This window comes from Streptomyces sp. TLI_053 (assembly GCF_900105395.1).
Lineage (GTDB): Bacteria > Actinomycetota > Actinomycetes > Streptomycetales > Streptomycetaceae > Kitasatospora.
Window position 1 is genome coordinate 5,891,146 of record NZ_LT629775.1, and the last position, 21,355, is coordinate 5,912,500.

At 74.7% G+C, this 21,355-nt stretch carries 18 protein-coding genes (1 of these 18 cut by a window edge); 11 read left to right on the forward strand and 7 right to left on the reverse strand.

Going from position 1 to position 21,355, the window contains the following annotated elements; translation table 11 throughout:
• Positions 1-203: 203 nt before the first annotated feature.
• From BLU95_RS24295 to BLU95_RS24305, 3 genes are all read right to left on the reverse strand, one after another.
• Complete coding sequence (locus BLU95_RS24295) at positions 204-1,496, reverse strand: coenzyme F420-0:L-glutamate ligase (protein ID WP_173862113.1); 1,293 nt, start codon at positions 1,494-1,496, stop codon at positions 204-206.
• Positions 1,493-2,452 carry a 2-phospho-L-lactate transferase gene (gene cofD, locus BLU95_RS24300; RefSeq protein ID WP_093861870.1) on the reverse strand — a complete coding sequence of 320 codons (960 nt, stop codon included), beginning with the start codon at positions 2,450-2,452 and terminating at the stop codon, positions 1,493-1,495. Before cofD ends, BLU95_RS24295 begins: the two co-directional genes overlap by 4 nt.
• Positions 2,453-2,515: 63 nt before the next feature.
• On the reverse strand, positions 2,516-3,043 hold the full coding sequence (locus tag BLU95_RS24305) for a cysteine dioxygenase (RefSeq protein WP_231978834.1): 528 nt from the start codon (positions 3,041-3,043) through the stop codon (positions 2,516-2,518).
• A gap of 787 nt (positions 3,044-3,830) precedes the next feature.
• Between BLU95_RS24305 and BLU95_RS24310 the strand changes: the two genes are divergently transcribed.
• From BLU95_RS24310 to BLU95_RS24320, 3 genes are all read left to right on the forward strand, one after another.
• Positions 3,831-4,100: a WhiB family transcriptional regulator gene (locus tag BLU95_RS24310; RefSeq protein ID WP_030310813.1), complete on the forward strand. Its 270-nt coding sequence runs from the start codon at positions 3,831-3,833 to the stop codon at positions 4,098-4,100.
• Positions 4,101-4,348: 248 nt separating this feature from the next.
• On the forward strand, positions 4,349-8,212 hold the full coding sequence (locus tag BLU95_RS24315; protein ID WP_093861872.1) for a glycosyltransferase family 2 protein: 3,864 nt from the start codon (positions 4,349-4,351) through the stop codon (positions 8,210-8,212).
• A 6-nt stretch (positions 8,213-8,218) separates the two neighbouring features.
• Positions 8,219-9,955: a DUF5719 family protein gene (locus tag BLU95_RS24320; RefSeq protein ID WP_107452591.1), complete on the forward strand. Its 1,737-nt coding sequence runs from the start codon at positions 8,219-8,221 to the stop codon at positions 9,953-9,955.
• Between the two features lie 69 nt (positions 9,956-10,024).
• Here BLU95_RS24320 and BLU95_RS24325 read toward each other — a convergent pair whose 3' ends face one another.
• Positions 10,025-10,477 carry a metallopeptidase family protein gene (locus BLU95_RS24325; protein ID WP_093861873.1) on the reverse strand — a complete coding sequence of 151 codons (453 nt, stop codon included), beginning with the start codon at positions 10,475-10,477 and terminating at the stop codon, positions 10,025-10,027.
• 164 nt (positions 10,478-10,641) lie between these two features.
• On the opposite strand from BLU95_RS24325, the gene BLU95_RS24330 reads away from it, so the two are divergent.
• The 6 genes from BLU95_RS24330 to ahcY all read left to right on the forward strand — a co-directional run bounded on the left by BLU95_RS24330 (position 10,642) and on the right by ahcY (position 17,118).
• The gene (locus BLU95_RS24330) at positions 10,642-11,007 is read left to right on the forward strand and encodes a DUF3499 domain-containing protein (protein ID WP_030398082.1); all 366 of its coding nucleotides are present in this window, start codon (positions 10,642-10,644) and stop codon (positions 11,005-11,007) included.
• A gap of 175 nt (positions 11,008-11,182) precedes the next feature.
• Entirely contained in the window at positions 11,183-12,565 is a 1,383-nt protein-coding gene (locus BLU95_RS24335; RefSeq protein ID WP_093861874.1) for a phosphomannomutase/phosphoglucomutase, read from the forward strand.
• A 98-nt stretch (positions 12,566-12,663) separates the two neighbouring features.
• Positions 12,664-12,846 (forward strand): Trm112 family protein, encoded by a 183-nt coding sequence (locus BLU95_RS24340; RefSeq protein WP_030398084.1) that lies wholly within the window; start codon positions 12,664-12,666, stop codon positions 12,844-12,846.
• 95 nt (positions 12,847-12,941) lie between these two features.
• Positions 12,942-14,267 (forward strand): SIS domain-containing protein, encoded by a 1,326-nt coding sequence (locus BLU95_RS24345; protein WP_093861875.1) that lies wholly within the window; start codon positions 12,942-12,944, stop codon positions 14,265-14,267.
• A gap of 108 nt (positions 14,268-14,375) precedes the next feature.
• Positions 14,376-15,353 (forward strand): cation diffusion facilitator family transporter, encoded by a 978-nt coding sequence (locus BLU95_RS24350; protein WP_093861876.1) that lies wholly within the window; start codon positions 14,376-14,378, stop codon positions 15,351-15,353.
• A gap of 316 nt (positions 15,354-15,669) precedes the next feature.
• The gene (gene ahcY / locus BLU95_RS24355; RefSeq protein ID WP_093861877.1) at positions 15,670-17,118 is read left to right on the forward strand and encodes an adenosylhomocysteinase; all 1,449 of its coding nucleotides are present in this window, start codon (positions 15,670-15,672) and stop codon (positions 17,116-17,118) included.
• A gap of 108 nt (positions 17,119-17,226) precedes the next feature.
• Here ahcY and BLU95_RS24360 read toward each other — a convergent pair whose 3' ends face one another.
• Together BLU95_RS24360 and BLU95_RS24365 are read right to left on the reverse strand one after the other, a co-directional pair.
• Positions 17,227-18,402, reverse strand: a complete 1,176-nt coding sequence (locus BLU95_RS24360) for a hypothetical protein (RefSeq protein ID WP_093861878.1) — start codon at positions 18,400-18,402, stop codon at positions 17,227-17,229.
• Positions 18,399-19,013: a SigE family RNA polymerase sigma factor gene (locus BLU95_RS24365; protein ID WP_093861879.1), complete on the reverse strand. Its 615-nt coding sequence runs from the start codon at positions 19,011-19,013 to the stop codon at positions 18,399-18,401. Before BLU95_RS24365 ends, BLU95_RS24360 begins: the two co-directional genes overlap by 4 nt.
• A gap of 131 nt (positions 19,014-19,144) precedes the next feature.
• Between BLU95_RS24365 and BLU95_RS24370 the strand changes: the two genes are divergently transcribed.
• Entirely contained in the window at positions 19,145-19,810 is a 666-nt protein-coding gene (locus BLU95_RS24370) for a hypothetical protein (protein WP_093861880.1), read from the forward strand.
• Positions 19,811-19,863: 53 nt separating this feature from the next.
• Here the strand turns inward: BLU95_RS24370 and BLU95_RS24375 are convergent, their stop codons facing one another.
• On the reverse strand, positions 19,864-20,778 hold the full coding sequence (locus BLU95_RS24375; protein WP_093861881.1) for an RDD family protein: 915 nt from the start codon (positions 20,776-20,778) through the stop codon (positions 19,864-19,866).
• Positions 20,779-20,997: 219 nt separating this feature from the next.
• Here BLU95_RS24375 and BLU95_RS24380 point away from each other — a divergent pair, with 219 nt between their 5' ends.
• Positions 20,998-21,355: the 5' portion of a stage II sporulation protein M gene (locus BLU95_RS24380; protein ID WP_093861882.1), read on the forward strand. 647 nt of this gene lie beyond the right edge of the window; only the first 358 of its 1,005 coding nucleotides appear in the window; the start codon lies at positions 20,998-21,000; its stop codon lies off the right edge, out of view.

Genomic DNA, 21,355 nt, shown 5'->3' on the forward strand with positions numbered 1-21,355 from the left:
CGCCCGTTCGGGTGAACTGTGCGTTCATCGGCTTCCACCGTGCGACACGGGCGGCAGGCTGGCCGCAATCGACGCGGCGGACGAACTGGCCGCCCGGGAGGCGGAACTCCACCGCGACGACCCGACCGTCGGCACGGCGGAGCTGTTGGCCGACCTGTTCGACGCGCCCCCGGACGCGGCCGGGAGTGCTTCCGCCCCGACCCCTACCGCACCTCGATGAAGGCGTCCGCCGTGCGCTCCGGACGACTGCGCGGGGCTTCGGCGGGGCGGCCGACGGCGACGGCGCCCATCGGGTCCCAGTGCTCCGGGAGGTCGAGCACCTCGCGCACGGTGTCGCGGCAGAACATCGTCGAGGAGACCCAGGCCGAGCCGTAGCCCTCGCCGGCCAGGGTGACCAGCAGGTTCTGCACGGCGGCGCCGACGGCGACGGTGAACATCTCGCGCTCGGCCGCGGCCCGGCGCTCGTCCGGGTAGTCGTGCGAGCCGTCCATCACCAGGCACGGGACGACCAGGTAGGGGGCGGCGCGCAGGACGTCGCCGCGGGCGGTGCGGCGGGCGATCTTCTCCTCGTCCCAGCCGTCGAGCCCGGCGAGGTCGCTCCGCCAGGCGGCGAGCATCGCGTCCAGCAGCCGGGTCCGCACCTCGGGGGTCTCCAGCAGCACGAACCGCCACGGGGTGGTGTGGTGCGGCGCGGGCGCGGTGGCCGCGGCGGCGACCGCGCGCCGGACGGCGCCCGGGTCGACCGGTTCGGCGGTGAACGCGCGGACGGTGCGCCGCTGGGTGACGGCCTGCCGGATCGCCTCGGAGGTGCCGAGCCTGAACATGTCGTCGGCCGCGGGCCTGAGCAGCGGCCGCACGCCCTCGCCGTCCTCGGCGGTGACCAGGTGGCCGAGGCCGCGGACCACGGCGACCGGGGTGCCGGTGGCCTTGCCCTTCACCAGGTCGGCGGCGCCGGCCAGCTCGTCGGCGGTGGCGGTGACGGTCTGGAACAGCTCGTTGCCGTGCGAGTCGGAACGCCCCCGGTGGTCGTCCAGGACGGCCAGGCCGGCGGCGCCGATGGCGACGTCGGTGAGGCCGTTGCGCCAGGGCCGGCCGAAGGTGTCGGTGAGGAGGACGGCGAGCCGGAGCCCGGTGAGCTGCTGGAGCCGGGCGCGCAGTGCGCGGGCGGAGGCGTCCGGGTCCTCGGGCAGCAGCAGGACGGTGCCGGACGCGGTGTTCGAGGCGTCCACCCCGGCGGCGGCCATGACCAGGCCGTTGCGGTTCTCGACGATCCGGATCGGGCCGCGCCGGGCGACCAGCCGGACGGTCTCGGCGTCGATCGCGGCCTCCCGGTCGGCGGCGTGCAGCAGCCGCCCCTCGGCCTTGCTGACCACCTTGGAGGTGACCAGCAGGATGTCGCCGTCCTCGTAGTCGGCGGCCTTGGCGATCAGCCCGGCGAGGTCGCTGTCGGCGTCGATCTCGGGCAGTCCGGGGACCGGGAGGATCCGCAGGCTCACCGGCGCACCTGCTCGGCGAGCGCCAGCGCGGCCCGGGCCATCGCGGCGGTGGCGGCGACGTCGGTCATCAGCAGCGGCACCGCGCGGCAGGCGATCCCGCCCGCCTCGACGGCGGCGACGGCGGCCTCGTCGACGGTGTCCACCAGCCAGCCGTCCAGCAGGTCGGAGCCGTAGTTCAGCGCGACGGCCTCGGCGGTGGCCTCGACGCCGACGGCGGCGAGCACCTTGTCGGCCATGCCCCGCACGGGCGCGCCGCCGATGATCGGGGAGAGCCCGACGACCGGGGCGGAGGCGGCGGCGACGGCCTCCCGGATCCCCGGCACGGCGAGGATCGTGCCGATCGAGACCACCGGGTTGGACGGCGGGAAGAGGATGACGTCGGCCTCGGCGAGGGCCTCCAGCACGCCGGGCGCCGGCTTGGCGGTGTCGGCGCCGACCGGCACGATCGCCTCGGCGTCGACGGCGGCGTGCAGCTTGACCCAGTACTCCTGGAAGTGGATCGCCCGGGTGCCCTGCTCGTCGGTGATCCGGACGTGGGTCTCGACCCGGTCGTCGCTCATCGGCAGCAGCCGCACCCCGGGCTGCCAGCGCACGCAGAGCGCCTCGGTGACCTGGCTGAGGGTGTAGCCGGCGGTGAGCATCTGGCTGCGCACGAGGTGGGTGGCGAAGTCCCGGTCGCCGAGCCCGAACCACTCGGGGCCGACGCCGTACTCCTTCATCTCGGCCTTGATGGACCAGGTCTCGTCGGTCCGGCCCCAGCCCTGCTCCTCGTGGATGCCCCCGCCGAGGGTGTACATGACGGTGTCGAGGTCGGGGCAGACCTTCAGTCCGAAGAGGTGGATGTCGTCACCGGTGTTGCCGATGACGGTGATCTCGTCCTCGGGCCCGATGGCCTCCCGGAGTCCGCGCAGGAAACGCGCTCCGCCGATCCCGCCTGCCAGTGCCACGATGCGCATGCGCCCATCCTGCCACGCGCCGACGGGTCGTCAGCCCGACCCTCGACAACCGCGCCCGGAGCCTCAGTGGGCCTCGGCGGACGTCTGCGGGTGCTGCTCGGGGACGGCGGTGGCCCCGTACTGGTTCATCTCGGTCAGGCCGGGGGTGTAGAGGTGGATCGAGACGGCGGGCTCCAGCGAGGCGTTGACCACCTCGTGCAGGTACCCGGGGGAGAACACCCTCTGCCCGCCGGGGCGCAGATCGCGCGATCCGGAGCCGCTGGGGGTCCCCCCGGCCGAAGGCTGGGGGAGAGTGAGGGAGCGCTCGACGAGCTCGCCGCGGACCACGGTCATCACGCCGGAGGAGGTGCCGTGGTCGTGGAAGCCGCTGCTCTGGCCGGGCAGCCAGCTGAGCAGCCAGACCTCGTAGCCGGGGCCGGTCTCCAGCCGGGCGTACCAGCGGGTGAGGGCGTCGTAGCGGACGAGCGGCTCCCAGCGGTCCCGGTCGGCGGCGATCTCGCGGACCAGCCGGGCGTACTCGGCGACGGTGGTGGGGTGGGCGGGCAGGTCGGTGCGGGCGAGGTGCGGGAAGGCCAGCGGGTCGCCGGCGATGGAGACGTCGCTGAGGCCGTCGGCCCACGGGTGGCCGCCGGGGTGGCCGCCGGGCCGGGCGGCGGGAGCGGGTGCGGCGGGCCGGGTGGTGGAGGCGGCGCGGAGGCCGTGGAGAGCGAGCTTGCTGCGGTCGCGGTTCCGCTTGCGGATGCGGATCATTCGCACGGGAGTCGTCCTCGGAGGGCTGGTTCGTCAGGGGAGTCAGCCGGGTCCGGGATGTCCTGGGGCGGGAATCGCGGGCGGCCTCTGTGCTTCCTGGGCGGCGCGCGGCGGGACGGCGGGCGCCTAGATACAGCGGCAGGAACAGAGGCGACAACAGGAGTTCACGGCAGGGCGGAGCGCGGAACCGCTCCGGGGGCCGATGAACTCTGACATAGGGAAAAGGACAACGCATCCGCAGGGGCGGTGTCAACTCGGAGAGAGCGGACATTCGGGTGAGATCGGCCATGAACTACCCGATGGAGTGATAAATCACCCTCTATGTTTCGATGGGAAGATCGCCGGGAAAGCAGGGCGATGACCGGCCTGTGGCGGTGACCGCGTGTCACCCGGCCCCCGGTCGCGAATGGTTCGTCGACCTTCGCGCGCAATCGGGCTAGAAGTCCGATGTGTCCGGTTATGTACACTATTTGTAACGGCTTGGTGCCAGGGAGTGAATCCCGGCCCCAATACCAGAGCTCGGCTTGACTGGGCCAGAGTGACGCAACTGTAATTTCACTCGTGTCGTCGGCCGCACGAGGCAACGGCAACCACGGGGACGCCAATAGGGGCAGAGGAGGCGCGCCACATGAGCGAGCTCTTTGAGCTGTTGATCGGTGACGGCATCGAGGAGGAGGAAGAACTCGGCTGGCAGGAGCGCGCACTCTGCGCCCAGACCGACCCCGAGTCCTTCTTCCCGGAGAAGGGCGGCTCCACTCGCGAGGCCAAGAAGGTCTGCCTCGCGTGCGAGGTCCGCTCCGAGTGCCTGGAGTACGCCCTGGCCAACGACGAGCGCTTCGGCATCTGGGGCGGCCTCTCCGAGCGCGAGCGCCGTCGGCTCAAGAAGAGCGCCGTCTGACCGGGGTGGCCGCATCCCCCGGAACCTCCGGATCCCCAGGCTTCCCCGGATCCGCCGGCCCCGGCAGCCCGACCGGCCGGCCCGCGCGACCAGCCCGCGACGGAGCGCCCCACCCCCTGTGGTGAGGCGCTTTCGCGTTCCCGGGCGGACACCGTGGACGGAGCCGACACCCGGAGCCGTTAGTGTGGTGCGCCATCCGGTTGCCGTTCACCGGCTGTGTCCACCGAGAACTGGGGCCCGCGCACTCGATGACCGTCTACAGCCACCAGAGCGGCTCCTCCGCCAGCAGGCCGCCCGCCTACCCGCGCCATCTGGTCACCGCCGTGATCGTCTCCCACGACGGCGCCCGCTGGCTGCCGCAGGCCCTCGCCGGTCTGCTCGGCCAGGACCGCCAGGTCCAGCGCGTCCTCGCGGTCGACACCGGATCCACCGACGACTCCCAGCGCCTGCTCGCCGAGACCCTCGCCGACTGGCTCCCCGACAGCGGCCCGACCGTGCTCGGCCGCCGGGCCGGGTTCGGCACCGCCGTCGCCGAGGCGGTCTTCAACAGCCCGCCGCTGCGCGCCGAGGACCTGCCCTACCGGCTCGACCCCTCCGGCTACGACCCGGTCACCGGTGGCTGGGACGACTTCGGCGACCCGCTCGGCGAGGAGGACGACCTCGGCCGGGGCGGCCCCCGGGAGACCACGCCGGTCGAATGGCTCTGGCTGCTGCACGACGACTGCGAGCCGCAGACCGACGCGCTGCGCCGACTGCTCCAGGTCGCCGACTCCACCCCCAGCGCCGCCGTCGTCGGCCCCAAGCTGCGCAGCTGGTACGACCGCCGGCAGCTGCTGGAGGTCGGCGTCACCATCGCCCGCTCCGGCCGCCGCTGGACCGGTCTCGACCGGCGCGAGCAGGACCAGGGCCAGCACGACCAGGTCCGCCCGGTGCTCGCCGTCTCCTCCGCCGGCATGCTGGTGCGCCGCGACGTCTTCGAGGAGCTCGGCGGCTTCGACCGGGCACTGCCGCTGATGCGCGACGACACCGACTTCTGCTGGCGGGTCAACGCCGCCGGCCACCGCGTCGTGGTCGCCCCGGACGCCGTGCTCCGGCACGCCGAGGCCGCCAGCCGCGAGCGCCGCGCCATCGACTGCGGCCCCGCCCACCCGCACCGGGTGGACAAGGCCGGCGCCGTCTACACCCTGCTCGCCAACTCCAAGGGCGCGCTCTTCCCCTACGTCCTGCTCCGGCTGGTGCTCGGCACCCTGCTGCGGGTGGTCACCAACCTGCTCGGCAAGGACCCCAAGCAGGCCTTCGACGAGCTGGCCGGCCTCGGCCACGAACTCGTCCGGCTGCCCCGGCTGCTGGCGGCCCGCAAACGCCGCGGTCGCACCCGCTCCGCGGACGCGCTGGACGACCGCACGCTCTTCCCCGCACCCGGCGCCACCGCCCGGCTCGCCGTGGAGGGCGTCGTCGGCTCGCTCGGCATCGGGGGCGGTGACGACGCCGGCGGCCGGCACGGCTCGGTCGAGGCCGGACCGGGGGACGAGGACTCCGAGGACCTGGTCGTCGAGCAGTTCGCGCTGATCAAGAAGCTCGCCCGGCGCCCGGCGCCGGTGCTGTTCGCCGCGCTGCTGGTGTTCGCCCTGGTCGCCTGTCGCGACCTGTTCGGCGGCGGCGCCCTGTTCGGCGGCGCCCTGCTGCCCGCCACCGACGGCGCGGCCGGGCTCTGGTCGATGTACGCCGACGCCTGGCACCCCGTCGGCACCGGCTCCACCGCCGCCGCGCCGCCCTACCTCGCGGTGCTGTCGATCCTCTCCTGGATGCTGTTCGACCACGCCGACCTCGCGGTCACCCTGCTGGTCGTGCTCGCCGTCCCGCTCTCCGCCGTGAGCGCCTACCTGGTCTCCCGGCCGCTGATCGACTCCAAGCTGGTCCGCGCCTGGGCCAGCGCCACCTACGCGCTGCTGCCCGCCGCCACCGGTGCGCTCGCCCAGGGCCGGATCGGCACCGCCGTGCTGGCCGTGCTGCTGCCGCCGCTGGCCCGCGCCGCCGCGATCGCCGCCGGCCTCGGCATCCGTGCCGAGAGCGCCGCCAAGGGCGCCCGCCCCGGCTGGCGCCCCGTCTGGATGGCGGTCCTGCTGCTCACCCTGGCCACCGCCTTCGTCCCGCTGGTCTGGGCGCTGGCCGTGCCGCTCTGCCTGGCCATGCTGGTCACCGCGGTGGTCCGCGGCGGGGCCCTCGGCTCCGGCGGCACCGCGCTGCGACTGCTCGGCCTGCGCGTCCTGGTGATCCTCGCGGTGCCGGTCGGGGTGCTCGCCCCCTGGTCGCTGCAGGTGCTCTCGGACCCGCAGCGGCTGCTGCTGGAGGCCGGCCTGCCCGGACTGCACGGCTCGGGTCCGACCTCGGCCGGGCTGCTGATGGTCAATCCCGGCGGTGCCGGGGTGCCGCCGGTCTGGCTCTCCGCCGGTGTGGTGCTGGCCGCGCTGGCCGCGCTGCTGCGCGCCGACCGCCGCCGCGCGGTGCTGGCCGCCTGGGGCGCCGCCGGCGCCGGACTGGTCTTCGCGGTTGTGGTGGCCGGTACCTCGGTGACCCCCGCCTCCGGCGGTCCGGCCGTGCCCGCCTGGTCCGGCCCGGCCACCCTGCTGGCCGGTGTCGCCCTGCTGGCCGCCGCCGCGATCGGCGCCGACGGCGCCAACGCCCGGGTCGCCGGCATCGCCTTCGGCTGGCGCCAGCCGGTCGCCGCGCTGGTGGTGGCCGCCGCCCTGCTCGCCCCGCTGGGCACCGGCCTCTGGTGGGCCGTCACCGGCGCCGACGGCCCGCTGCACCGGGGCCGCGGCGCCCAGGTGCCCGCGTTCATCGCCGAACAGGCCGGCACCACCGACCGCTCCCGGACCCTGGTCCTCACCGGTGACCCCAAGGGCGGATCGGTCGCGTACACCGTGGCCCGCGGCTCCGGACTGACGCTCGGCCAGGCCGAGTCCACCGTCGACCCGGAGACCGGCACCACGGCCGGCCTGGACCGGACCGTCGGCAGCCTGCTGGCCGGGTCCGGCGCCGACCAGGCGGGCGCGCTCTCCCGCTACGGCATCGCCTACGTGCTGGTCGACCAGCCGCTGATCGCTGCCTTCAAGGACGTCCTGGACACCACGCCCGGCCTGGTCAAGGCCAACCAGGACGGCGCCGCCGCACTCTGGCAGGTCGACGGCACCCCCGCGACCCGGGCCCTGATCACCGCACCGGGCACCGTCCCGGTGGTGGTCCCGTCCGGCCCGCGCGACATCGGCACCACCCTGCCGGCCGGTCCCGAGGGCCGGGTGCTGCGGCTCGCCGAGTCCGCCGCCCCCGAGTGGACGGCGACCCTGGACGGCACCGCCCTGGAGCGGGTCACCGTCGACGGCTGGGCGCAGGGCTTCAAGCTCCCCGCCGCGGGCGGCAAGCTGGTCCTCACCCGTGAGGGCAGCCTGCTGCACACCGGCTGGATCTGGGCCCAGCTGCTGCTCGGCCTGACCGTGCTGGTGCTGGCCCTGCCGGGCCGCCGCAGCCACAAGGACGACGACCTGCCCGAGGACGTGGTCGCCGCCGCCGAGCTGGCCGCCGCCGCCCAGGCGCAGGCGCCGCTCCCCGGCAGCCGCCGGGCCCGCCGGATGGCCGAGCGGGGCGAGGGCGCCGAGAACGAGGGCCCGGAGCCCGTCGACCCGGACACCGGGGTGTACGAGGGCCGGCCCGGCCCGGCCGCGGACCGTCCGGTCGCCGAGCCGTCGGCCGGAGCGGTCCTGGCGGCCGCCGCCGCGCAGGAGGCCGCGCCGTACGCCGACCCCTACCAGACCTACCAGCAGGCCGACCCGTACAGCTACGACCCGTACGCGCAGCAGCCGGTCGGCACGCCCTACGGCGGCCAGGGGTACGGCGGTCAGGACGGCTACCAGCAGCAGGGCTACCAGCCCTACCAGGGCGAGCAGCAGCAGTACGGCTACGACCCGTACCAGCAGCCCGAGCAGCAGCCCTGGGTGCCGGGGCAGCAGCAGGCCGAGCCCTACTACGAACAGCCGGACCCGAACCACCCGCACGACCCGAACGACCCGAACAACCCGGGCCGGTACCCGCACCACCACGGATCGGGGAGCTGACCCGCGATGAAGAAGCCCGCCTTCAGGATGAAGTCCGGCACGCCGGACACCGCCCGCGGGGCCGGGGGGACCGGCACCTTCGACGGCGCCCCGGCCGGCGCTGCCCCGGCCGGCGCTGCCCCGGCGGCCCCCCGGGGCTCCGGTGCCGCCCGCACCACCCGGTCGCTGCTGGCCGCCGCCGTGGTGCTGGCGGCGGTGTTCGGCATCGCCGAGCTCCGCAAGCCCGCCGCCCCGGCGGCCACCGACCGGGCCACCGCCACCTCGGCGCAGGTCGAGCGGACCGCCGTGGTCTGCCCGCAGCCGCTCCAGGGCCTCACCGGCACCACCACGCTCACCGCCTACACCCCGCCGGGCACCGGTGACGGCAGCGGTGGCACGGGCTGGATCTCCGACGCGGCCGCCCCGGCGGCCCCGCCGGCCGCAGCCCCGAGCGCGGCGGCCCCGGCCCCGGCACCGGCGACCCCGGCCGCCACCGGCGCGCCCACCCCGGCCGCGCCCGCGGCGGCGGCCGCCGCCGACAAGAACGCCGCACCCGCCGACGCCCGGTTGACCCTGGCCAAGCCCGGCACCCCGGTGTCCGCCCCCGCCGCCAACAGCGACCTCGCCCCCGGCACCGGGGCCGTCGCCACCGGCGCGCTCGCCCCCGGCTTCACCGTCACCCAGACCACCACCGTCACCGAGCAGCGCGGCCTCGGCCTGTCCGGGATCACCTGCACGCCGTCCGGCACCGGCTTCTGGTTCGCGGGCGCCTCCACCGCCGAGGGCCGCACCGACTACGTCAGCCTGGTCAACGCCGAGTCCACCGCCGCCGTGGTCGACATCAAGCTCTACGGCGACAAGGGCCTGATCGAGAACGACGCCGCCAACGGCATCACCGTCGCCCCCGGCAGCTCCCAGTCGGTCCTGCTGCCCACCATCAGCAAGGGCCAGGTCGCCGACCTCGCCGTGCACGTGGTCGCCCGCTCCGGCCGGATCGGCGCCGCCCTGCACGCCGCCGACGGCAGCAAGGGCGCCGACTGGGTGCCCGCCTCCGCCGACCCCGCGCCCGTCCAGGTGATCCCCGGCCTGCCCGCCGACACCTCCGCCGCCCACCTGGTGGTCCTGGCCCCGCCGGAGGACGACGCCGACCTGAAGATCGAGCTCTCCGGCAAGAACGGCTGGTTCGTCCCGGCCGGGAACGAGTCCATCCACGTCAAGGCCGGCATGGTCGCCTCGGTCGACCTCGGCAAGGTGACCCGGGACGAGGTCGCCGGGCTGCGGGTGTCGCCCAGCGACGACAAGCACCCCACCCCCGTGGTGGCCGGACTGCGGGTCGACCGCGCCGGGGCGAACGGCAAGTCCGACGCCGCCTGGCTGGCCGGCACCGCGCCGGTCGGCGCCCGGGCCACCGTGGCCGACAACCGGGGCGGCGGGCCGTCCACGCTCTTCCTGACCTCCACCGGCGAGGCCGCCACCGTGCGGGTCACCGCCTCGGCCGGCACCGGCGGCGGCACCCCCGCCACCAAGGAGGTCCAGCTCCCGGCCGGCGGCACCGTCGCCCTCCCGGCGCCCGAGCCCACCGGACTGAACGGCAGCTTCGCGCTCACCGTGGAGACCGTCTCCGGCGGCCCGGTCGTCGCCGCGCGGATGCTCGCGCTCCCCACCAAGGACGTGCCGATGTTCACCGTCCAGGCCCTGCGCGACGACCGCTCCACGGTCAAGGTCCCGCAGGCCTCCCAGGACCCGGGCGTGGTCCTGCGCTGAGCGGACGGCCGACAACACGGCGCGGGGGCCGCCGCCCGGACCGGGCGGCGGCCCCCGCGCCGTGACGGCTCAGTCCTCGTCGTACCGCGGGTCGATCGCGTCGGGGGAGAGCCCCAGCAGCTCCGCCACCTGCTCGATCAGGATCTCGTGCACCAGCGCCGCGCGGTCCTCGCGCGACTTCGCCCGGATCTCCACCGGTCTGCGGTACACCACGATCTGGCTCTTGCGCCCCTGCTGACCCGGCGAGACCCGGCCGAGCGGCACCCCGCCGTCGGCATCGGCGCCGTCCGGCTCGTGCAGCGGCACCTCCTGGACGGCGAACTCCACCTCGATCAATTGCGGCCAGCGCCGCTCAAGACGCTCCACCGACTCGCGCACATAGTCGTCGAACAACTCGGAGCGGGTGAGCGAGATCGGAACCTGCGGCGGCGCCAGCGGGCCGCGGAGACCCCGGCCGTGCCGGTCACGGTGCCGGGGGCGGCGTGAGGGACCCGTCGATGACTGCGGTGCGGAGCTGTCCATATCACTGCCGAGAGTAGTCCTTGGATGCCAGGAAGTGGACCACCCCCGCACCTGTTCGCCCGGGGCGAGCGGAGCGCCGGGGCGGCGCGCGGACCGCGACACGGCACACCTTCCGGACAGGCGGTCTTCGCTCCCCGGCAAGGAGTGCGGTACCGTCCACCCTCGTGAGCTCTGTACGTCGTTGTTCGCGGACCGCGTGCGGCCGTCCGGCCGTCGCGACGCTGACGTACGTCTACGCGGACTCCACCGCCGTTCTCGGACCGCTCGCGACCTACGCCGAGCCGCACTGCTACGACCTGTGCGCCGGGCACGCCGAGCGCCTCACCGCCCCGCGCGGCTGGGACGTGGTCAGGCTCGCCGCCGAGGCCGGTCCGCTGCGCCGCAGCAGTGACGACCTGGAGGCGCTCGCCAACGCCGTCCGCGAGGCCGCGCGCCCGCAGACCCCGCGTCAGGGCCGGGCCCCCGAGGGCGAGTCCACCGAGGCCGGCCGCCGCGGCCACCTCCGGGTGCTCCGCTCGCCCGACAACTGAGCCCGCGGACCGTCCCCGCCCCGGCACGAACCGTTCCGCCCGCCCGGGTACGCTGCCCCCCTACCGGGTACCGGCCGCCGCCGCGCCCGGACCTACCGTGACCAGGGGCGACCGGTCCGCCGGCCAGGGCGCCGGCGCGTTCGCCGATCAGACACAGAACCAGGGTGGAGCCGCAGTGCGCGACCTCAAGCAGCTCGTGAAGGCGTACGACGTACGGGGCGTCGTCCCGGACCAGTGGGACGAGAACCTCTCCCGGGCCTTCGGCGCCGCGTTCGTGCAGGTCACCGGCGCGTCCGCGATCGTGGTCGGCCACGACATGCGCCCCTCCTCCCCGTCGCTCAGCCGGGCCTTCGCCGATGGCGCGGCCGGCTACGGCGCCGACGTGGTGCTGATCGGCCTCTGCTCCACCGACCAGCTGTACTACGCCAGCGGTTCGCTCGACCTGCCCGGCGCGATGTTCACCGCCAGCCACAACCCGGCCGAGTACAACGGCATCAAGCTCTGCCGGGCCGGTGCCGCCCCGGTCGGCCAGGACACCGGGCTCTCCGAGATCCGCGAGCTGGTCGAGTCCTGGACCGCCGACGACGACACCGTCACCGTCCCCGCCCGCGACGTGACGCCCGGCGTCCTCAGCGAGCAGGACACCCTGCGCGGCTACGCCGACCACCTGCTCGGCCTGGTCGACCTCACCGCGATCCGCCCGCTCAAGGTCGCCGTCGACGCCGGCAACGGCATGGGCGGCCACACCGTGCCGACCGTGTTCGACGGCCTGCCGCTCGAGCTCGTACCGATGTACTTCGAGCTGGACGGCACCTTCCCCAACCACGAGGCCAACCCGCTCGACCCGAAGAACCTGGTCGACCTCCAGGCCCGGGTCCGCGAGGTCGGCGCCGACCTCGGCCTCGCCTTCGACGGCGACGCCGACCGCTGCTTCGTCGTCGACGAGCGCGGCGAGCCGGTCTCCCCCTCCGCCATCACCGCGCTGGTCGCCGCCCGCGAGATCGCCCGCGCCCGGGCCGCCGGCGAGGCCGAGCCGACGATCATCCACAACCTGATCACCTCCTGGACCGTCCCCGAGGTGGTCCGCGAGCTCGGCGGCAAGCCCGTCCGCACCCGGGTCGGCCACTCCTTCATCAAGCAGGAGATGGCCGTCACCGACGCCGTCTTCGGCGGCGAGCACTCCGCCCACTACTACTTCCGCGACTTCTGGCGCGCCGACACCGGCATGCTCGCCGCGCTGCACGTGCTGGCCGCCCTCGGCGGGCAGCCGGGCACCCTCTCCGCGCTCACCGCCGAGTACGACCGCTACGCCGCCTCGGGCGAGATCAACAGCACCGTCGCCGACCAGGCCGACCGGACCGCCGCCGTCCGCGCCGCCTACGCCGTCGAGGGCACCGGGGTCGACGAGCTGGACGGCCTCACCGTCGCCGGCCCGGACTGGTGGTTCAACCTGCGCGCCTCCAACACCGAGCCGCTGCTGCGCCTCAACGTCGAGGCCAAGGACCCGGCCAGGATGGCCGAACTGCGCGACGGTGTGCTCGCGATCGTCCGCGCCTGACGTACGGCTCCGGTGCCCCGGCCGGTAGGGTTTCCTCTCGGCCGGGGCACCGCTGTGTCGACGGCCGAGACCCCGTACCGAGACCGGAGACCGAACCCATGAAGCTCGAATCCTTCCTGCTGGAGATCCTGGTCTGCCCGCAGTGCCGGTCCGCGCTCACCGAGGGCGGCACCGAGGAGCAGCCCGAGCTGCTCTGCGCCGGCGAGACCTGCGGCCTGGCGTACCCCGTGCGCGACGGCATTCCGGTTCTGCTGGTGGACGAGGCCCGCCGCCCGGCCTGATCCTGGGGCGGGGCGCCGCCCGGTCCCCGACCGGGGACGGCCGCCCCGCCCGTCCGCCGTCCTCAGCGCCCAGCCAGCAGCCGGAGGCCCGCCGCATGCTCGACGACACCCTGCTCGACGACCCGGCCGCCCTCCGGCGCGCCGACCACGACCACGCCCTGCTCGCCCTGGCCGGCTCCGGCGCCCGGGTCCGCACCGCGCTGCGGCTGGCCGAGGCGGCCGGCCTGGACCGGTTGCGGCCCGACGGGCGGCCGCGCGCGGTCCTGGTCGCCGGGCACGGCAGCGCGCTGACCGCCGCCGAGATGCTCGCCGCGCTGGCCGGCACCGCGAGCCTGGTCGCTCCGCTGCCGCCCACCGACGCCGCGCCCGTCCCGCGCACCGACCGGGCCACCGCCCCGGCCGTCTTCACGGCCGGTCTGGCCTGGCAGCTCCCCGGCTGGGCGGGCCCGCTCGACCTGCTGGTGATCAGCTCCGCCGACGGCGGCGAACGCGGCCTGGTCGCCCTCGCCGAACAGGCCTACGCGCGCGGCTGCGCGATCGTGGTCACCGCTCCCGGCGGCAGTCCGCTCGCCGAGGCCGCGTTGCAGGTCCGGGCGCTGCCGCTGCCGTTCGTGCCCGCCGCCGACACCTCCGACGGGCCCGCCGACGAGGAGCGCGGCCGGGGCGCCGAGCCCGATCTGCCCGCCGAGGACCCGGCCGCGCTCTGGGCCCACCTCGCGCCGCTGCTCGCGCTCACCCAGAAGCTGGGCGTCACCCCGCTGCCCTACGACGCGCTCGCGGCGGCCGCCGACCTGCTCGACGCCACCGCCGTCCGCTGCCGGCCGGACGCCGCCGCGTACACCAACCCGGCGAAGAGCCTGGCCGCCCGGCTGGCCGGCACCGTTCCGCTGCTCTGGGCGGAGGGCCCGGTGGCCGGCGCCGCGGCCGGGCGGTTCGCCGCCCAGCTCGCCGAGCGGGCCGGCCGCCCGGCCCTGGCGGGCCTGCTGCCGCAGGCGCTGACCGCGCACCGCGGCATGTTCACCGGCCAGCTCGGCGCGGGCGCCGATCCGGACGACTTCTTCCGCGACCGGGTCGAGGAGCCGGACCCGCTGCACCTCCAGGTGCTGCTGCTCCGGCAGACCGCCGAGGAGGCGGCCGCCGGTCCCGGGCAGGCCGCTCAGGGTTCCGCCGGTCCGGGTTCCGCCGGTCCGGGCTTCGGGGGAGCGCCGGCGGAGGAGGACGGCGGCCCGGCCGAGGTCCCGGCCGACGACGCGCGCCCGCGCAGCTTCGGCGTCACCCGGGCGCACCGGCTCGCGGCCGCCCACGACGTCCGGCTGACCGAGTACGCCAGCCGCCGCCCGGAGCCGCTGCACGCACTGGTCGACCTGGTCGCGCTCACCGACTTCGCCGCCGTCTACCTGGGGCTCGCCGCACAGTCCTGAGCCGACGGCGGGTCGGCCCGGTACCGTATGCGCTCGACGACGACCGGGCCACCGGACGATCGGTCACGGGCCGCGCGGACGGCCCCCGACGGAGGGACCTTCCGAGCAATGAGCACCGAAGGCGGTACCAAGGCGCTGGTCGCGGCGCTGGCCGCGAACCTGGGCATCGCGGTGAGCAAGTTCGTCGCGTTCGCCTTCTCCGGCTCCTCCTCGATGCTCGCCGAGGGCGTCCACTCGCTGGCCGACTCCGGCAACCAGGTGCTGCTGCTGATCGGCGGCAAGCGCGCTGAGCGCGAGGCCACCCCTCAGCACCCGTTCGGCTACGGGCGCGAGCGCTACATCTACGCGTTCCTGGTGTCGATCGTGCTGTTCAGCGTCGGCGGAATGTTCGCCGTCTACGAGGGCTACGAGAAGATCGCCCACCCGCACGAGCTGGAGAACTGGTACTGGCCGGTGGGCGTGCTGGTCCTCGCCATCGGGCTGGAGAGCTGGTCCTTCCTCACCGCGTTCCGCGAGGCCGTCAAGGACAAGGGGGCGCACGGCTGGCCGGCGTACATCCGCCGGGCCAAGGCGCCCGAGCTGCCGGTCGTGCTGCTGGAGGACACCGGCGCGCTGATCGGCCTGGTGCTGGCGCTGTTCGGCGTCGGGCTGACCGCGATCACCGGGGACGGGGTCTGGGACGGCATCGGCACCGTGTGCATCGGCGCCCTGCTGATCGTCATCGCCTTCGTCCTGGCCGTCGAGACCAGGTCGCTGCTGCTCGGCGAGTCGGCCCACCCCGAGGTGGTGGACCGGATCCGGGACGCGCTGGTCGACCACGACTCGGTGGACCGGGTGATCCACATGCGGACCCTGCACCTCGGCCCGGAGGAACTGCTGGTCGCCGCCAAGATCGCCGTACCGGCCGACTCGACGGCCCCCGAGGTGGCTGCGGCGATCGACGCCGCCGAGGTCCGGATCCGGCGGGCGGTGCCGATCGCCCGGGTCATCTACCTGGAGCCGGACATCTACAGCGCGGAGAAGGCGGCGGCGGGTGACGACCCGTACGCCACTCCCGGCGGGCCCGTTCCCGGCGGGGCGCACTGAGCCCGCGCGGGCCCCGGCCCGGCGGCGAAAAACGGCCGTACCGGGCCGTTCGGCGGGGTCGTCGGTGTAGATTCGTCCCAGAGCCAGAACGTCGCTGCTGATGGCGGTCGATCGGTGACCCGCCCCCACGGGGGCACACCGGTCGAGGGAGAGAGGTCCTCCGACGGTTTGTGCCGAGCAACAGGACAGCCGTACCGCGCCGATCCGGCCGCGGGCCGGACGCCCTGGCGTCGCCGCACACCGTTGCGGTCCGCCGCGTTGTGACGCACCCCAGGACCTTGGCCCCGCCCCACCCCCCTCAGCGAGGAGCAGACGCATGTCGACCGACATCACCGGTGACTTCAAGGTCGCCGACCTTTCCCTGGCCCCGTTCGGCCGCAAGGAGATCCAGCTCGCCGAGCACGAGATGCCCGGCCTGATGTCCATCCGCGCCGAGTACGCCGCGTCGCAGCCGCTGGCCGGCGCCCGGATCACCGGCTCGCTGCACATGACCGTGCAGACCGCCGTCCTAATCGAGACCCTCACCGCCCTCGGTGCCGAGGTCCGCTGGTGCTCCTGCAACATCTTCTCCACCCAGGACCACGCCGCCGCGGCCATCGCGGTCGGCCCGAACGGCACCCCGGAGAACCCGCAGGGCGTGCCGGTCTTCGCCTGGAAGGGCGAGACCCTGGACGAGTACTGGTGGTGCACCGAGCAGGCGCTGACCTGGCCGAACGGCCAGACCCCGAACATGATCCTGGACGACGGCGGCGACGCCACCCTGCTGATCCACAAGGGCGTCGAGTTCGAGAAGGCCGGCGCCGCGCCGGACCCGTCCACCGCGGACAACGACGAGTTCCGGATCATCCTGGAGCTGCTCAACCGCACCCTCAAGGACACCCCGAACAAGTGGACCGAGGTCGCCGCCACCATCAAGGGCGTCACCGAGGAGACCACCACCGGTGTCCACCGCCTGTACGAGATGCACCGTGACGGCCAGCTGCTGTTCCCGGCGATCAACGTCAACGACTCGGTCACCAAGTCGAAGTTCGACAACAAGTACGGCTGCCGCCACTCGCTGATCGACGGCATCAACCGCGCCACCGACGTCCTGATCGGCGGCAAGGTCGCCGTCGTCGCGGGCTACGGCGACGTGGGCAAGGGCTGCGCCGAGTCGCTGCGCGGCCAGGGCGCCCGGGTCATCGTCACCGAGATCGACCCGATCTGCGCGCTGCAGGCCGCGATGGACGGCTACCAGGTCGCGACCCTCGAGGACGTCGTCGAGACCGCCGACATCTTCATCACCACGACCGGCAACAAGGACATCATCATGGCCTCCCACATGGCCCGGATGAAGCACCAGGCCATCGTCGGCAACATCGGCCACTTCGACAACGAGATCGACATGGCCGGCCTCGCGAAGCTCCCGGGCGTCGTGAAGACCGAGGTCAAGCCGCAGGTCCACGAGTGGCGCAAGGAGGACGGCCGCACCATCATCGTGCTGTCCGAGGGCCGTCTGCTGAACCTGGGCAACGCGACCGGCCACCCGTCCTTCGTGATGTCCAACTCCTTCGCGAACCAGACGATCGCCCAGATCGAGCTGTTCACGAAGACCGAGCAGTACCCGATCGGCGTCTACGTGCTGCCGAAGCACCTGGACGAGAAGGTCGCCCGGCTGCACCTCGACGCGCTGGGCGTGAAGCTCACCGTCCTCTCGCAGGACCAGGCCGACTACATCGGCGTTCCGGTCGAGGGCCCGTACAAGGCGGAGCAGTACCGCTACTGATGCGGTGACAGGCATGCGCCGGTGGCCGGCGTCCCCTCGCGGGGGCGCCGGCCACCGGTGTTCCGGGCCCCGGCCGTCCGGGCTGCCGTCAGGGGGTGACCCCGGTCGTCAGGGGGTGACCTCGGTGGTCCAGGCGGAGCGGTCGGTGCCGAGCGGGACGATCCGGTCCACCCAGCCGGCCAGACCGCCGGTCGCGGCGAACGGTGCTTCGCCCTGGAAGCTGGTCGCGCACACCCGCACGCCCCGGGTGTCGGCGCACTTCTGGGCGGGCGGCTCGCCCGTGTCCGGCACGTTGCTCACTGCCGCGCTCGGATCCGCGCTCGGCGCCGGGGACGCCGTCACGCGCTGATTCTCCGGCCGGGCCGACGGGCCGACCGCGGGCCGGAGGTCGATCCCGAGGTGGTCGTTCCCGGACTGGAAGTTGATGGTCGCGGACCAGGGGTACCCGGAGGCCGCCCCGGTGCCCGTGTGGAGGCTGACCCCGGCCTGGGCGAAGCCGGTGGGGACGTCCCGGACCTCGAAGGGCAGCCGCACCGCCTGGCTGCCGGTCGTGACCTTGTCGGCGGTCTTCAGCATCATGTCGACGACGCCGTCGTCGGCGCGCAGGTAGGTGCCCTGCAGTTCCACCCAACGCCCGTCGTCGCCCTGCCAGCGGAGCCGGTAGTCGTTGCCGGTGCCGGCCGGGTCGCCGGGTGCGCGTCCCACCCAGTACGCGGGCCTGCCGTTGACCGGCCGGGCGTCCACCCGGTACTGCTGCTGGCCGGCGTTGTCCGTTCCGAGGACCGGCTCCCCGGCCTCCGGGTGGACCGAGAGGAACAGCGTCTGGTGGTTCATCGACAGCGCGTCCTGGCCGGTCTGCGGGGGGCCGTAGGCCTTGCCGCTGAACAGGGTGGGCTGTCCGCTGAAGCCGATCGTGTAGCTGGCCCCGCCGAAGCCCTCGGGCAGCCAGCCGAAGGCGGCCGCGATCGTCAGTGGGTCGTGGCCGGTGTCCGGGCCCAGGGCCGGCAGCACGGGGTCCGGCGCGGCCGGGCCGGTGGCGGCCTTGACCGGGCCGTCGGTGTCCCGGTCCGGCAGGGTGGCGCCGAGGACCGAGGCGCCCACCGCGACCGCGGTCACCGCTCCGAGCACTCCGAGCCGGCGCCGGCGCAGCCGGGACCGGCCCCGGTGGATCGCCCGGGCGGCGTCCGTCCGGCCGTGCGGGGCGGGGGAGTCGGCCAGCGCGGTGAGGCCGGCGGCCAGCTCGGCGGCGAGGAGGTCCTCGGTGAGGTCGGTGCGGTCGTTCATTTCACTGCCCCTTCCACCGGCACGGCCGGCCGGAGGTCTCGGAGATCGGGAAGGCCGGTGCGGTCGGTGTGCCCGGTGGGCTCGGTGCGGTCGTCGCGCTCGGCGCGGCCCCCGTGGTCCTGGTGGCCGAGGGACCGGCGCAGCGCGTCGAGTCCCCGGGAGGTCTGGCTCTTCACATTGCCGGTGGAGCACCCCAGCGCCGCCGCGGTCTGCTCCACCGTCAGGTCGCAGTAGTGCCGCAGCACCACGGTGGCCCGCTGGCGGGGCGGCAGCGCGGCCAGCGCGCGCCGGAGGTCGACCGCCAGGTCCAGGTCGGCGGGGGCGGCGGCCGAGTCCGGCACCGCCCCGGTACGGCGGCGGGCGGTCCAGCGGCCCCAGGGGGAGCGCTGCTCGGCGAGGAAGGTGTTCACCAGGACGGTCCGGGCGTACCCGTCCAGGTTCTCCAGCCGTGACAGCCGCGACCAGCGCACGTACAGCTTGGTGACCGACTCCTGGACCAGGTCGTCCGCCCGGTGCCAGTCACCGCTGAGCAGGTAGGCCACCTTGCGGAGCCACGGCGCCCGAGCCGCGACGAACTCCGTGAACTCGGCGTCGCGGGTCTGCTTCGCCATCGATGAACGCTCCCTTCCGCGGCGCCGCGGTCGCGGCGCACACCTCCCTAATGCGGGGCGCCCGGCGGAGGTTGCACGCCCGTTCGGGCCGGTTCGGTGGCCCGGGCCGGGCCGGACGTAGGCTTTCGGGCATGCCCAACGGCCGTTACTCGCTCCACGACGTCCACGACCATGTCCTGCTCGGTGAGGAGCGCTTCAGCTGCGCGCCCGGCCCGGCCGGCTGGCGGTACGTGTCCAAGACCTACGCGCCGGACGGCCGGGTGCTCGGCACCGTGGACCTCACCCTGGACTCGCGCTCCCGCCCGCTGCGGATGGAACTCCGGGCCGGTGGCTGGCAGGTCAGGGGAGGCGCCGTCGACGGGGTGGCCTGGGTGCGGGCCGATGCCGCGGATCCGGCCGGGGAGCAGGCGGTGGAGGGGCACGACCGGGCGCACGGCTTCGCCGGACGCTCGCCCGCGTTCCTGGTCGCCGCGGCGCGGCTGCTCCGGCTGCGGGAGGGGGCGAGCGCGAGGGTCCGGCTGGTGGCGTTCACCGATCCGGTGCTGGCGCCCCGCACCTTCGACCAGGGGTGGCTGCTGGAGGGGGTGGACACGCACGACACCGACTCCGGGCCGCTGCTCGTCGAGCGTTACCAGGTGGCGGACCTGGAGACCGGGGAGCAACAGGTGGTGCACCTGGCCGGGGACGTGGTGCTGGCCGCCGGAGGCATCGAGCTGGAGGAGCTGGAGTCGCCGCCGAACGCCTGGCCGGCCGCGTTCGGGTACGGGGAGGGCCTCGGGGGCGACCTCGAGGAGTGAGCCGTGCCGGTGGCGCGGGGCAGCCGGGGTGCGGTGTCCGGACGGGTTGCGGTTCAGGCGGGCGGGGCGAAACCGGTGCCGGAGGCCGGGGGGCTCGGCGGCGCGGGGGCGGCCGGAGGCGCGGGCTGCTGGGAAGCGTGCTGCTGCGGGGTGTAGTGCTGCGGGGTGTGCTGACCCCGGCCCTGGGCCTGCTGCTGGAACGCGTACCCCTGCGCCCTGGTCCACTCGCGCCGCTGCCGCTCGGTCAGGACCGCACCCAGGTAGGCCGCCGGGTGCACCCCGTACGGCACCGGGTGGCCGGTGCGGGCCGCCAGGTCGTCCGCGAGCCGGGCGGACATCCGATGGGCGACCGCCTGGTCCAGCTCGCCGATCCGCCCGAGGAACTGCCGGACGGCCAGCCACAGCGGCTCCGGCACGGCCGAGAGGTCCAGCGCGACCAGCTCACCGCCGATCGCCTGCAGCAGCTGCGGGTTCACCGGTGGGAGCGCGGCCGCCGCACCGCCGCCGCCGGGGACCCGCTCGCGCACCACCAGGGTCCCCGCGAAGACGTCACCCAGGCGCTTCCCCTCGGACGACACCACCGAGCAGATCACCGCCGGAACGCCGAACAGCACGATGATCTCCAGGAAGCCGACCAGGCCGCGCACCAGCGAGTGCCGGAACCGCACCGGGCCGCCGTCGCTGCGCACCACGCGGAGCCCCAGCGCGGCCTTGCCCAGGGAACGTCCCCGGCTGAGGGTCTCGACCATGATCGGCAGCGCGACCAGGAAGAGGACGGTCAGCCCGATCGTCACGGCGGCGACCGCGGCGCCGTCCAGGTCCGGTGCGAGCAGACTCAGCACCAGGGTCGTCACCACGAGACCGACGACCTGCACGGCGAGGTCCAGCGTGACGGCCAGGCCCCGGCTCGGAAGCTTCGCCGTGCGCAGGCCGAGGACGACCGCCTCGCCCGTCACCAGGTCGCTCAAGACACCCGTCCGTTCCCGTCGGTGGTACGGGGCCGGTGGGAGGGATTCCGGCGGACCGCCCCCACGTCCCGTGATCTGCTGACCGTCAACATACGGGGCCGCGGAGCCGACCGGGAAGGGAGGTCCCGGCCGCCGTGACGGCGCTTCCCCCTGGCATGCTGGGCCCACCTGTCCGCACCCGCCCGATCGCGCGTCCCGCGCCGACCATGGAGCCGCCGCATGGACCTGGACGTCTTCGTCGCCACCCACCAGGGGGAGTGGGCCCGGCTGGACGACCTCACCAGGAAGCGGCGTCCGACCGGCGAGGAGGCGGACGAACTCGTCGCCCTCTACCAGCGGGTCACCGGCCATCTGGCCAAGGTCCAGGCCGCCGCGCCCGACCCGACCCTCGAGGGCCGGCTCACGAGTCTGGTCTCGCGGGCCCGCGACGCGGTCACCGGCAGCCGGACGAGCGGCTGGCGGGACGTCGCCCGTTACTACACGGTCAGCTTCCCCGCCGCGCTCTACCGGGCGCGCCACTGGTGGATCCCGGTCGCGGTGCTCTCACTGGTCGCCACCGCACTGGTCGCCTGGTGGG

What these genes read in the sequence shown, in the direction of transcription:
- cofD (WP_093861870.1), bottom strand. Translation starts at nt 2,452, where the DNA reads ATGCGCATCGTGGCACTGGCAGGCGGGATCGGCGGAGCGCGTTTCCTG.
- BLU95_RS24310 (WP_030310813.1), top strand. Translation starts at nt 3,831, where the DNA reads ATGAGCGAGCTCTTTGAGCTGTTGATCGGTGACGGCATCGAGGAGGAG.
- BLU95_RS24315 (WP_093861872.1), top strand. Translation starts at nt 4,349, where the DNA reads ATGACCGTCTACAGCCACCAGAGCGGCTCCTCCGCCAGCAGGCCGCCC.
- BLU95_RS24320 (WP_107452591.1), top strand. Translation starts at nt 8,219, where the DNA reads ATGAAGAAGCCCGCCTTCAGGATGAAGTCCGGCACGCCGGACACCGCC.
- BLU95_RS24325 (WP_093861873.1), bottom strand. Translation starts at nt 10,477, where the DNA reads ATGGACAGCTCCGCACCGCAGTCATCGACGGGTCCCTCACGCCGCCCC.
- BLU95_RS24340 (WP_030398084.1), top strand. Translation starts at nt 12,664, where the DNA reads ATGAAGCTCGAATCCTTCCTGCTGGAGATCCTGGTCTGCCCGCAGTGC.
- BLU95_RS24345 (WP_093861875.1), top strand. Translation starts at nt 12,942, where the DNA reads ATGCTCGACGACACCCTGCTCGACGACCCGGCCGCCCTCCGGCGCGCC.
- BLU95_RS24350 (WP_093861876.1), top strand. Translation starts at nt 14,376, where the DNA reads ATGAGCACCGAAGGCGGTACCAAGGCGCTGGTCGCGGCGCTGGCCGCG.
- ahcY (WP_093861877.1), top strand. Translation starts at nt 15,670, where the DNA reads ATGTCGACCGACATCACCGGTGACTTCAAGGTCGCCGACCTTTCCCTG.
- BLU95_RS24360 (WP_093861878.1), bottom strand. Translation starts at nt 18,402, where the DNA reads ATGAACGACCGCACCGACCTCACCGAGGACCTCCTCGCCGCCGAGCTG.
- BLU95_RS24365 (WP_093861879.1), bottom strand. Translation starts at nt 19,013, where the DNA reads ATGGCGAAGCAGACCCGCGACGCCGAGTTCACGGAGTTCGTCGCGGCT.
- BLU95_RS24370 (WP_093861880.1), top strand. Translation starts at nt 19,145, where the DNA reads ATGCCCAACGGCCGTTACTCGCTCCACGACGTCCACGACCATGTCCTG.